Origin of the sequence: Streptomyces sp. NPDC007157, assembly GCF_040634235.1 — a bacterium.
Taxonomy (GTDB): Bacteria; Actinomycetota; Actinomycetes; order Streptomycetales; family Streptomycetaceae; genus Streptomyces.
In genome coordinates this window covers 25,295-36,657 of the sequence record NZ_JBEYFE010000048.1, presented here as the reverse complement: position 1 = coordinate 36,657, position 11,363 = coordinate 25,295, and the positions used below count along the sequence as shown (strand labels likewise).

8 protein-coding genes and 2 pseudogenes are annotated in these 11,363 nt (G+C 69.0%); 5 read left to right on the top strand and 5 right to left on the bottom strand.

Annotated features, from left to right (window positions below; genetic code table 11):
• Nucleotides 1-126 precede the first annotated feature (126 nt).
• A complete protein-coding gene (locus ABZ642_RS44880; protein WP_360497030.1) occupies nt 127-711 on the top strand; it encodes a DUF5819 family protein in 585 nt (194 codons plus the stop codon).
• 79 nt (nt 712-790) lie between these two features.
• Complete coding sequence (locus ABZ642_RS44875) at nt 791-1,846, top strand: HTTM domain-containing protein (RefSeq protein ID WP_360497038.1); 1,056 nt, start codon at nt 791-793, stop codon at nt 1,844-1,846.
• A gap of 618 nt (nt 1,847-2,464) precedes the next feature.
• On the opposite strand, the gene ABZ642_RS44870 is transcribed toward ABZ642_RS44875, so the two are convergent.
• The 3 genes from ABZ642_RS44870 to ABZ642_RS44860 form a co-directional block, all read right to left on the bottom strand.
• Nucleotides 2,465-3,273, bottom strand: a protein-coding gene (locus tag ABZ642_RS44870) for an IS5 family transposase (RefSeq protein ID WP_360497027.1) whose coding sequence is annotated in 2 segments (ribosomal slippage) — nt 2,465-2,934 and nt 2,934-3,273 — 810 coding nt in all. Because the reading frame shifts where the segments join, the coding sequence is not laid out codon by codon here.
• A gap of 64 nt (nt 3,274-3,337) precedes the next feature.
• Nucleotides 3,338-3,541 (bottom strand): hypothetical protein, encoded by a 204-nt coding sequence (locus ABZ642_RS44865; protein WP_030677427.1) that lies wholly within the window; start codon nt 3,539-3,541, stop codon nt 3,338-3,340.
• Nucleotides 3,542-3,931: 390 nt separating this feature from the next.
• A complete protein-coding gene (locus ABZ642_RS44860) occupies nt 3,932-7,249 on the bottom strand; it encodes a choice-of-anchor D domain-containing protein (protein WP_360497024.1) in 3,318 nt (1,105 codons plus the stop codon).
• Nucleotides 7,250-7,795: 546 nt separating this feature from the next.
• Here ABZ642_RS44860 and ABZ642_RS44855 point away from each other — a divergent pair.
• Nucleotides 7,796-7,965 (top strand): annotated as a pseudogene (locus tag ABZ642_RS44855) (ISAzo13 family transposase); the annotation flags it as partial.
• Nucleotides 7,966-8,197: 232 nt separating this feature from the next.
• Here the strand turns inward: ABZ642_RS44855 and ABZ642_RS44850 are convergent.
• On the bottom strand, nt 8,198-8,761 hold the full coding sequence (locus tag ABZ642_RS44850) for a DUF4240 domain-containing protein (RefSeq protein WP_360497021.1): 564 nt from the start codon (nt 8,759-8,761) through the stop codon (nt 8,198-8,200).
• Nucleotides 8,762-8,945: 184 nt separating this feature from the next.
• Between ABZ642_RS44850 and ABZ642_RS44845 the strand changes: the two are divergent.
• Both ABZ642_RS44845 and ABZ642_RS44840 read left to right on the top strand, forming a co-directional pair.
• Nucleotides 8,946-9,305 (top strand): annotated as a pseudogene (locus ABZ642_RS44845) (hypothetical protein); the annotation flags it as partial.
• Nucleotides 9,306-9,646: 341 nt separating this feature from the next.
• Nucleotides 9,647-10,774 (top strand): GNAT family N-acetyltransferase, encoded by a 1,128-nt coding sequence (locus tag ABZ642_RS44840; protein ID WP_360497018.1) that lies wholly within the window; start codon nt 9,647-9,649, stop codon nt 10,772-10,774.
• Here ABZ642_RS44840 and ABZ642_RS44835 read toward each other — a convergent pair.
• Nucleotides 10,771-11,274: a hypothetical protein gene (locus ABZ642_RS44835; protein WP_360497015.1), complete on the bottom strand. Its 504-nt coding sequence runs from the start codon at nt 11,272-11,274 to the stop codon at nt 10,771-10,773. The two genes, ABZ642_RS44840 and ABZ642_RS44835, sit on opposite strands and share 4 nt — an antisense overlap.
• Nucleotides 11,275-11,363 lie beyond the last annotated feature (89 nt).

Below are 11,363 nucleotides of genomic sequence, written 5' to 3'. Positions count from 1 at the left end.
GCGGACGCCGACGAATCGGACCAGGCGGGCGCCAGGCCGCCCGCGCAGAAGGGAAACGGGAGACCGACCGCGTTCCCAGCGTCTTCAGAACCGCCCGTCGCTCTGAAGGCCGGAGTACATGTCGCCGTGGTTCTGTGCCTGGCGGCGGCCCTGGTGCATGTGCTCCTGGTGTTCCTGCAGGTGGCACCGCCGAATCCCGTCTCCCGGCAGTACAGCCGACAGGTCAACGCCTGGGTCTTCCCGTTGTTCGAGCAGAACTGGCGGCTCTTCGCCCCGGACCCGGAGTCGGTCAACCGGCAGATCTCGGCGAGGACCGCCCACACCGCCCCGGACGGCACCGCCGTGGTCAGCGGCTGGTTCGACCTGACCGCCGTCGACACAGCCGCCGTGGAACACGACCCCTTCCCGAGCCACACAGCACAGAACATGCTGCGCAGGGCCTGGACCTCCTACCTCGAAACACACGGCGGCGACGACCATCCGCACTCACAACGCGCTCTGATGATCCAGCAGTACCTGCGCAACATCGCAGCGGATCGTCTCGCCGCCCATCACCACAACGTATTCGAGTCCATCCAGCTGAGGGTGATCACCCTGCCCATCGCCGCGGCGCCGGCAGCGGGCGGTCCCGGTCCCGGCTCGGCCGGACCACTGCCCGCCGACACCCGTTACCTGCCCTGGTGGAAGGTGGCCCGCCATGCCACAGGCTGAGCAGACATCGGCCCCGGCAACCACGCCGACGCGCCCCGGACACGGCGCGGTGCGGGCGGGCACACACACGCCGCGGCACATGCGGGCCCGGGTCGCCGCGCTCCTCACGCTCCTGCTGGAGCAGCCGATCTCCCTGTACGCCGCGGCGGTTCTGCGCATCGGGTACGGGTTCCTCTACTTCGCCTTCCTGCTGCGCGAGTTCCCTCACCGCGACGAGATCTGGGGTCCCGGCTCACCGTGGACGCCGACACTGGCCAAGCAGCTCTTCGACCAGACCGGGTGGGCCAGCATCCTCACCCTGTCCGACAGTCGGGCCTACTTCGAAGTCTGCTACGCGGCGGCCATCGTCATCTCCGCACTGTTCATGCTGGGCTGGCGGACCAGAGCGGTGTCCGTGCTCTTCGCGATCGTAGTGACGTCGTTCCACGCCAGGGCGATCTTCATGACGGACGGCGGGGACAACCTCATCCTCCTCATGGCCCTCTACCTCGTCGTCACCGCGTGCGGCCGACGCTGGTCCCTCGACGCGCGCAGGGCCGGGCTGCGGGCATCCGCCGGCAAGGCAGTCCGGCTTCCGCTGGACCAGGCGTCCGGCGAGCTGCGACGCCACCTCCGCGACGCGCGCCTGACAGTGATCACCGTGCTGCACAACTGCGGCATGCTCGTCATCGCCGCCCAGGTCTGCTTCCTCTACGGATCCGCGGGCCTGTACAAGGTGCAGGGCGCTTCCTGGGGCAACGGCACCGCCCTCCATTACGCCCTGAATCTCGACCTGTTCCAGCCCTGGCCCGCGCTCTCCGCCATGGCGGACGAACACGACGTACTGATCGCCATCACCTGCTACCTGACGGTGCTGTTGCAGGTGGCCTTCCCGTTCGTCCTGTTCGGCAGGCTCAAGTACCCCGTCCTGACGATGCTGTTGGGCATGCACCTGGGGATCGCGGTCTTCCTGGGCCTGCCGCTCTTCTCCGGTGCGATGATCGTCGCGGACGCCGTGTTCCTTCCGGACCGCTTCTACCGGTACTTGGGACAGCTGTCGCGGCGAGTTGTTCCGTGGGCCGACGCCAGGGGGACACAGACTCCGACCCCCGCAGAGGCTGCACTGGTACCTCCGCAGTCGGTACATGCCGGCTGAGGCCGACACTTGGTGCCGCTGCACGACCGGACATCCAACTCGCTGACCACCCGGTGCATCACGGATTTCAGCCCTCGTCAGGGCCCGCAGATGCCTTCGGCATCGCGCTCCGGGCTGCCGGACCGGGTAGAGCACCGTGGTTGGGTGCCAGGTCCGGCAGCCCCACCCGTCCAGCGCGCAGACCTGCCTTCTGTCCCGGTCCGTTGGCCGGCCGCAAGCCCGGACGGCGGTGCCCGGGCTCAGTGGATGTTGCTGCCTGACTTCGATGGCCCCTGGTCTCTGAGGGGAAACCAGGGGCCGTCTGCTAGGCAGTCGGTCACCGGGGCGAAACGCGTCGTGGTTCCCCAGCTTGAGCCGAGGAAAGCAGCCGGGGAACCACGGGACACACCGGTGCACGCGTGCCATCCCCAATAACGCCTATCACCGGCCGAGGTCACGGCACCAGCAATCATCCACGCTGCCTCAGGGAGGTTCCCCCGTGGTGTGGGAGGTGTTGACTAGATCCTGCTCCACATCGCATCAGTGATCACTGATGAGTCTGGCGCTGATTTGGCTGGTCAGTGCAGGTACGGGGCCTTTGCGCGTCGGCTGCGGGGCGGGGGCTTCTTACTGATCATTTCAGAATGACTTGCGGAGCCGTCGAAGGCAGATGATGCTGCAGGCGAGTTCGAGTAGTCCCTGGTGGAGGTCGGCTCGTTGCTCGTAGCGGACACGGAGTCGTTTGAACTCATGGAGCCAGGCGAAGGTCCGCTCGACGACCCAGCGGGTGCGGCCAAGGCCGGAGCCGTGGGCAACGCCGCGTCGGGCGATCAGAGGTCTAATGCCGCGTTTCCGCAGCAGGTGGCAGTACTTGTCGTAGTCGTAGCCCCGGTCGGCGAAGAGCCGTTTGGGTCGGTTGCGGGGACGTCCGCGCACCCCTCTGATGCGGGGTATCGCGTCCAGCAGGGGGATCAACTGTGTGATGTCATGCCGGTTCCCGCCGGTCAGGGAGACGGCCAGGGGCGTGCCGTGGCGGTCGACGATCACATGGTGCTTGGAGCCGGGGCGACCGCGGTCGACGGGTGAAGGGCCGACGTGAGCCCCCCTTTGAGGGCCCTGATGTGGGAGCCGTCGATGGCCGTATCGTCCATGTCCAGCAGGCCGGTTGCCCGCAGTTCGGCTAGGAGTGCCTCATGAAGGCGAGGCCAGACGCCAGCTTCCGTCCACTCCCGCAGCCGACGCCAGGAGGTTACCCCCGAGCATCCGACGACCTGGACTGGTACGTCGCGCCAGGCCACTCCCTTGCGCAGCACGTACACGATGCCCGCCAGCGCAACCCGGTCCGGCACAGGCAGCCGTCCGGGATGACGGTGGCGTCGGGGCGGCCGCTCTGGCAGGAGTGGAGCTATTCGCTCCCACAGGTCGTCGGGGACAAGATCGATAGACACCAGCCGGACCCTGCCCAGAAGGACCTTCACCCACCAGCCGACACGCCGATCTCACCTGAAGTGCTCATCGGCCCTCTTCCGGCGCTGACCGCCGGTCGGCGAGGCGATCCTGGTCGGCGGCGTTGCCGGCGCGAGCCTCGGTGCGGTGACCCCGTGCCAGGTAGTCGCGGACGATCAACTCGACGGCGTCCTGCGGGCTCCTGGTACCGGCCAGCAGCATGACCTCGATGGCCAGATCGCTGTCCAGGCTGATGGTGACCTTCGCCATGACACCTCCTGAAGGGTTCCCCGCGGAGCCTATCCAAGCGGCTAACGGTCGGCGATGGGTAGGTTGCTGGACCTGGGAAAGAGGGACGGGCCGGAAAACCGGCCGGTCGCGGACGGCTCATTCTGTAACGAGCTCTAAGCGGCTTTGGTGAAGTTGGCTGCTGATCCTTTGATGCGTGCGCGTTGACGGTTCAGGGCCTGGTCGACGGTCGCGATACCGTCGACCGGCCGCATGATCCTTTGTCACCTGGGTCAACTCCAACTGCGCAGCGGCAGCGCCACCGACCCGCCCACCGTCCTCGTGGCCCGCGGAATCCACCCCAGTTGCTGGACCTCCTCGGACTTCGAAGCGACACAGCCACGCCGCCCGTCGTTCCCTGGGGCCGTTAGCTCAGATCAGGGAGTTGTAGATCTTCCAGCCGGGCCCGACGTTGACGCGCGCCGCGTACGGGGCCGCGGCGTTGCCGGTGCCGCGGTAGAGCCACAGCTCGCCCGCGGTGTCGCGCGCCAGCAGGTCGGCCTTGCCGTCGCCGGTGACGTCACGCGGTCCAGCGAACGCGTTGTAGGTCTTCCAGCCGCCGGCGATCAGGGTGCGGGCGGCGAAGGGAGCGGTGGCCTTGCCGGTGCCGCGGTACAGCCACAGGCGGCTCTGGGTGTCACGGGCCACGAGGTCGGCCCTGCCGTCCCCCGTCACGTCGCTCGCGCCGGTCAGCGCTTTGTAGGTGTTCCAGCCTCCGCCGATCAGGATGCGGGCGGCGAAGGGGGTGGTGGCGTTGCCGGTGCCGCGGTAGAGCCAGAGTTTGCCCTTGGTGTCGCGTGCGACCAGGTCGGCCCTGCCGTCGGCGGTGAGGTCGCCCGTACCGGTCAGCGAGGTGTAGGCGCCCCAGCCCGGCCCGACCTTCCTTCGGGCCGCGAACGGAGCCGCCGCCTTTCCGGTCCCCTGGTACAGCCACAGCGTGCCCGTGGCGTCGCGGGCGACGACCGAGCCGCTGCCGTCCGACATCACCCGCGAGACGCTGGTGATCAGGTTGTACGTGTTCCAGCCGGGGCCCACGCCGAGGCGCCGTGCGAGTGGCGACGCCGTCACGCCCGTGCCGTGGTACTGCCACAGCGTGCCGGAGGTGTCCCGCGCCAGCAGGGTGCCGAGCTGCGCCGGCGGCGGGGTGCCCGTGCCGCTGACCGTCTCCAGCATCGCGCCCTGCCCGGCGTCGCCGGTGATCTCGTAGGACGCCGACCGGGCCCCGACGGCGGTCGGCGAGAAGGTCACGGTCTGCCGCACGCTCTGCTCGGGACCGATGACCAGGCCCTCGGGCAGCGGGTCCGCGCTGGTGAACACGCCGGCCGGCGCCTTCGCCTTGGTGATCGTGACCGGAACGTTCCCGGAGTTCGTGATGGTGAACGACTTGGTGACCGACGTGCCGCGGGTGACCCCGCCGAACGCCAGCGACGAGGGAGTGAGCAGCAGGTGGCCCTTGCCGCTGATCGCGTTGCCCTCGACCGGGATGGTCAGCGTGCCGCTGGTGCTCGTCAGCGTGATCGACGAGGAGTGCCGGCCGGTGGTCGTGGGCGCGTAGCCGACGCGGAGCACGACCGAACCCTGGGCCGGGACGACCGTCGGATCCGCCGGGTCGGCGCTCGGCAGGTTGTCCGCGCTGAACGGCCCGGTGGGCGAGGCGACGGAGGTGATGGTCTCCGGCACGGTGCCGGTGTTGGTCACCTGGACGTTCGCGGTGGCCGCGGTTCCCGTCGGCTGGTTGTCGAAGGACACCGTGCCGGGGAACGCGGCCAGCCCGGCCTTGGTGCCGACGCCGTGCAGGCTCAGCGCGAACGTGCCCGCGCCCGTGGCGACGGTGAGCGTGCCGCTCGCGCCCAGGACCGAGGTCGGCCTGAACGTGACCGGCACGGTGAGCTGCCCGCCGGCCGCGATCGAGGCCGGCAGCGACGAGGTGTCCGCTGTGAATGGGCCCTCGACGCTCACCGACCTGATCGCCAGCGCCCTGGACGGGTTCTGGTTCTCCGTCAGGACGACGTCGGCACGCACCGTGCCGCCGACCTGCGCCGTCCCGAAGTCGACCGGTCCGCCCCTGAGCGGGCTGCCCACCGGGTTGCCGTACGCGTAGACCTTGCCGTCCCGTGTCCCGACGAAGACCTGGTTGCCGTCGGTCGCGGGGACGGCGAACTTCGGCGCGGTGCCGATCGGCGCGGACCACACCAGTTTCAGGACGCCGTTCGCGTCCGGCACCGGGTTGTAGGCGCGCAGTTGGGCGTTGACTCCCGTCGGGCCGCCCGACCACACGACCCACACCAGGGCGCTGCCCGAGCGTGTCCCGTCGGAGGTGACCACCGGCGAGCCGCTGGTGTAGGGGAAGGAGTCCTGGCTCGCGCCCGCGACGCTCAGCGCCGGGTCGCCCTTGGCGGTCACGCCGCGGTGCAGCGCAGTCAGCGAGCCGCCGTTGCCGACGACGTACACGTAGCCGCCGTCACCGCCCCAGACCGCGGGGTGGCCCCACTGGCCCTTCAGCGGCCCGGTGACGCCGACGACCGCGTCCGTTCCGCCGGGGCCCTGCGAGCGCCCGCCGAGGTGGTCGCGGTCCAGCAGGAACACCCGGCCGTCCTTGCCCTGCTGCACCAGCAGATGCGGGTGGGAGGCGGTGCCGAAGCTGTCCGGCAGGCCCACCGGGCCGCCGGAGGCGAGGTCGGTGTCGAGCTGGTCGAGCGTCGGCGCGTTGGACGGGCTGAAGAAGTCCGTGGCCTTCAGGCTCTGGTCGGGTTGCACCTGGAGCCGAACCACGGACTCCGCGAGCGTGCCGGGCGGCGAACTGCCCGCACCGGGCGCCGGGCTGACGCCGTTGCCGGTGGCCACGAAGATCCGGCCGGGACCGTCGGAGACCAGCCCGCCGCCGGAGTGCCAGATGCCGGCGCCGCTGTTGCTGGCGCCGGTCTCCGCCGCCCACATCGACGTCACCGAGGGCGACGTGGTGCTGACGCCGACCACGTAGCCGCGGTACGGCTTGGCGTCGCAGTGCCCGCCGAAGCCCGCGTACACGACCCCGTCGAGCAGGAGCAGTCCCGGCCGCTGCATCTCGTACGCGGGCAGGAACGACTGGCTCGGGTCGTTGGACGCCGAGCCCTGGATCGTCACGGGGAAGCCCTGCTTCTCCGCGCCGGTGACCGGGTCGAGCGCGTGCATGTACCAGTGCGGGTTCAGGGGGTTCGGGCCGTCGTCGACCTTGGTCGTCAGGTAGACCGCGCCGCTCGCCGGGTCGTACACCGGCGTGCCGGTGCTGCCGATGTTCGGCGCCAGGTCGCCGCAGCTGAGCGTCGCGGCCGGCCACGCGGGCCCGAAGTTCCGCTGCCACAGCACGGCGCCGGTGGTCCGGTCCAGGCCGTAGGCCACGTTGTTCTCGGTGACCGCCACCACCGTGGCGCCGACCACGATCGGCTGCGCGTAGATCTGCCCGTCCAGCTGCGTCGGGGCCTTCCACAACTGCCCGAACGAGGACGACCGCACGTCCGCCGCGCCAAGGCCTCCCTCACCCTGGTCCCAGCCGGTCCGGAGCGAGTCCACCGACCCGGTAGTCTCGCTGGCCTGCGCCTGCGGGACGCCCACGCCGATCAGCCCCGCCGTCAGCGCGCCCGCCACCGCGAGGACCAGCCCGCGCCACCCGGACCTTCTCCTCCGTATGCCGCCGCGTCTGTCAGCACCCACGACGAAAACCCCCTCCGATGCCCGGTACATGAAGCCCCCGCGACCGCGCTCCCCACGCGACCACCCTCCCCCGAGCCGCCCGGCGCCTCAGGCGGCCTCCTCATACGGAAGGACGCGGCGCGCGGTCGCAGCCCGCGCATCAAACCACACAATCCACCCCACGTGACGCGGTTGCTCCTTTCACCTTCGGGCGGCGGGTGGCAGCCCCCCCCCCCCGGCGCCGGGCCGGGCCGAAGGTTCGTGCTCACCGCCGGCTTCTTATGGCCTCGTCCGCCCACTCCTGTCCTGTCCCGGTCCGGTGCTGGGGTGATCACGCCTGGGGTGGACAGAGGCGACGCGAGTTCGGCCCCCTCTGCGTTCTCCGTGCTCACGTGGTGCTGACTTCTAGCTAAGCGCTCCGCTGGAAGTGCCGCGATCTGCAGTCTGCCGACTGCGGCGCCATCGTGGCTGGTCGCGCAGTTCCCCGCGCCCCTTCGGGGCGCTGCCGAACCGCAGCGGACTCCGCCGGACCCGCTTAGAACTCCTAACGTAAAGCCCTCGTACAGGCATCTGCGGGTCGCCCTGGCTGCGGAACCTCTCGCCGTACTGTTCGGCAGCAGCCGGACCGCGATGCACCGCACCCTTCTGAAGAACAGGAAACTGCTCGAGGCGCACGGCATCGTCATCCCACCCGCGACGACGCCCCCGCCGTCCTTGCGGCCCTCCAGGCCCGGGTCCTCACCCAAACCGGCGAGCCCACGACGAGATCAAGACGACGGGTTAATGGTCTGCAAGCCCTTAGCTTGAGTTTTAACCTCAGACCAGCCCTTGGTGTTTGTTGAGGGGGCAAAGCTCCTGATGAGCGGCGACTCCTCCGGCCCTGCTCGGCCGGCGCCTGGGTTATGAGACACCGGCCGATACGGCGCCCGTCACGCGGAGGTGCCGGAACCTGCGTGGTCCTCGAGTGCATCAGTCTGGCCCAGGACCGAGATGGAGCGCAGCCAGCCGCGGTAGACGTCGGCGCATCTGCTGGTCATCTCCGAAGTCGAACGGCTCGCCCATGCCCTCGCTGGCCTCCGCTTCGGTGGCGCGAGCGTCGGTGTATGCCGACCAGTCCTCCCAAAAGACATCCGAGTCACCGGTCAGTCGCTCATACGCCCTGGACGCTGCGAAGTTGAAGTCTTCATCGAAGATGACGTCCTGGTCCCCGTCGGCCGCCGCGATGCGTACGGCAGGATACTCGGCGAGTGAGTCAGGGCAGGCAGCTGCCCGTTCGTACCACTCACGTCCGAGCGCCACCAGACCCGCCGCGAAGTCGCTGAACCGGTCATCGGAGCAGCCCCCGCCGATGAGGTAGGCGGCCGCCCAGACCTCCCAGCGGTAGACCGCATCGCGCAGACGGGAAAAGCGGTGTTCGAAAGCGAGGATTTCTTCCGCGGGCAGGGCCGACAGATGGTCGACGACGGCCACGTCGAACGGCTTGTCACCGTCCTTGGCTGCGTCGAGCGCACCCCAGAACACTTCAATGTCCATGGCGGGCAGTCTGCCAGGACGCCACGACAGCCTCCCCCGCACGGGCACGGAGGTTAAAACTCAAGCTTAGAGGTCGTTCTCTTTCCGAACTCCGTGTGCGGATTCCGCTGGTCAGACATGGGATTGGCGCGATCGCGGCAGCATCGACTCGTTGCTGATCCCGTGGGGGTGTCAGATGCCGTCAATGCGGGCGGTTCTGGAGGCGCGGCGGAAGACCGCGATGGTGGAGGAAATCGAAGCCGAACTTGAGCGGGTGCGGGCGGACTTGACGGACGCCGAGGAGGTCCTCAGACGCCGGGTGATCGGGCTCGAGCAGTATCTGGAGGCACTGGCCGAGGAGGAAGCACCCGCCGTGGCGGTCGGCGGTGCGTCGCCGAGGAGGCCGGTAGGCCCGCCCCGTGGAGTGCCGCATCGGGAGAACGCGGCCGGGGTCGAAGACCTGTCGGTGGACTACCAGGCGGTGATGGCCGCTGCGGCGGAGGCCGGAGACGACGGGCTGGGCGCCCGGCGGGCGGCCGTGGTGCTCGGCTGGGACAGCGCCACGTCACCTTGCGGCAAGGCGGGAGAGCAGGCCGCTCCCGTAGGGGCTGTATGACCCGAAGTGCCGTTCGGACTCGGCGTCGAGGTACGCCCGGCAGGCACGGAGGAACGGCAGCGTCATCCCGTGCGCGGTGGTGTCGAGGGGGCTGGGCGGAGCGTAGGTGTTCAGCGCGCGGGCGAGTCGCTCGCATCCGTCGACCAGTTACTGTACGGCAGTCTGGCTTTGTTCACTTTTAGTGACAGCGTCTGTTTACAGGTTTCAGCAGCAGTGGGCAGGTAAGGACATCGCTGATGTTCGCGGGAAACGACGGCACCGCCGTGCGATCAAAAGGCCGAGGACCTTCCATGTCGGACCATGAGCCAAGGGTCGCCTACACCGAACTCGCGGATCAGGAAGTGCGCAGTCTGCGAGTGCGTTACTGCCGGTTGCAGACCGCTGGAGGCGAACCGGTAGCCGAGCTGGAGGTGCTCTCCTTCCAATTGCGATTCGGTGCGGTGGCCGTCTCCGCAGAAGGCATCGGTGGCGTGGAAACCCAGCCCGGGTTCCGACGTCAGGGACACATGAGTCGGCTCCTCCGCCAGGCGTTGGCTGGCATGGCACAGCGGGTGGACGTCGCTCTCGTATCCAACGGTATCGAGGGGGTGTACGAGAAGTTCGGTTTCGTCGGCGCCGTCGCCGAAGGGCACCTGGTCATCCCCGTGCGCAACGTCGAACAGGCGGCGGGAGACGATCTGGGCACGGACGTCTCGGGCATCCGCAGCAGCTCTCCGGCCGATCTTCCGGCGATGATCCGTATGTACAACACCGCGCACGCCCAGCGGCCCTGGACCCACGCACGGCCCGCAGGCTGGAACCGGCTCATCCCCCAGGCCACGTGGAAGCCTGGGTCGCAGACCCTAGTCCTGCAGACCGATGGTGCTGCCGCCGGCTATGCCGTGCTGGAGGGCCGAGCGTTCGGCGACCCCTTGGGTTCGCTGACCGTGGACGAACTGGTGGCCGAGAATGCCGCCGCGACACGCCTGCTGCTCATGGCCATCGCCCGAACCTGCTGGAAACGGCGTCTGAGCGAATTCACAGTGCGGGAGCCGGCCGACAGCCTCACCGGCCGAGTGGCTCGCCATATGGGCTGCACCTACCAGCAGAGATTTCCGCCGAGCGGCGGGATGATGGCTGCCGTCTTGAACCGCTCGTCCCTGGTGCGGAAGCTCGAGCCCGAGCTGCGGCGCCGGGCTGCCGTGCAGCAGTCGGACAAGGTCTACGACAAGGCGTTCGACGCGCTGCGAAGCGGCGATCTGTTCCCCGATGACAAGGCGCTCATCCGGCTACTTCTTGGCTACTGGTCGACTGATGACGCGTACGTGCACGGCATGTCGGTCCCCGAACGGTACTGGGATCTTTGCACGGCTTGGTTCCCCAGAGGCGGCACGCAGTCTCTGCCGACTCCGTACGCGCACCGCCTGGATCGGTATTAGAACCTGCTCTCAACAAAGCAGTATGACCAGCCCCTGTACCGAGGTACATCCCCATGGTGTCCTGGCAAGCACCACAGTGCCGTCAAAACTCGTGAACAGCGCCCCTCCGAGATCCCGTCGGCCTCGTCCTTGAGAATCAGGGCGCGGAGCTGGAGGGCGAAGTCGTCGCCGGGGCCGGCCGCCCGTACGGCGCGGGTCACGGCGGGTCGTTGGAAGTGGTCGGCGATGATGTCGGCCGGGTCGACCAGGCGCTGGTCGAGGGCGGTCATGGTGTCGAGGATGGCGATGCGCAGGGGTGCGGCGGTGGCGCCGAGCTGCTCCGGGCTGCGTTTCTCGCGGCGGGGGCCCTGCTGGTGCCGGCTGCCGCGGCGTCGGCTGCTCCGAGCGGCAGCACGGGAAGGGCCGTCGCGAAGACTGCTGCCTTTCCAGTGTGGTGCACGTTCCAGGGTGAGAAGCCGTTCCAGGTCACCCATGGCGGCCCGCTGTACGCCCAGGGCCATTACACGGGTTGCTCAACTCCGGCACCCGACCAATGCCGGGTCCCGGTCGATCTTCAGGAGTACGTGCGCGACGGTACTGGCGCGCGTGG

Excerpts from the sequence above, each read along its gene's own strand:
- ABZ642_RS44875 (WP_360497038.1), top strand. The coding sequence starts at position 791 with ATGCGGGCCCGGGTCGCCGCGCTCCTCACGCTCCTGCTGGAGCAGCCG.
- ABZ642_RS44865 (WP_030677427.1), bottom strand. The coding sequence starts at position 3,541 with ATGGCGAAGGTCACCATCAGCCTGGACAGCGATCTGGCCATCGAGGTC.
- ABZ642_RS44850 (WP_360497021.1), bottom strand. The coding sequence starts at position 8,761 with ATGGACATTGAAGTGTTCTGGGGTGCGCTCGACGCAGCCAAGGACGGT.
- ABZ642_RS44840 (WP_360497018.1), top strand. The coding sequence starts at position 9,647 with ATGTCGGACCATGAGCCAAGGGTCGCCTACACCGAACTCGCGGATCAG.
- ABZ642_RS44835 (WP_360497015.1), bottom strand. The coding sequence starts at position 11,274 with ATGGCCCTGGGCGTACAGCGGGCCGCCATGGGTGACCTGGAACGGCTT.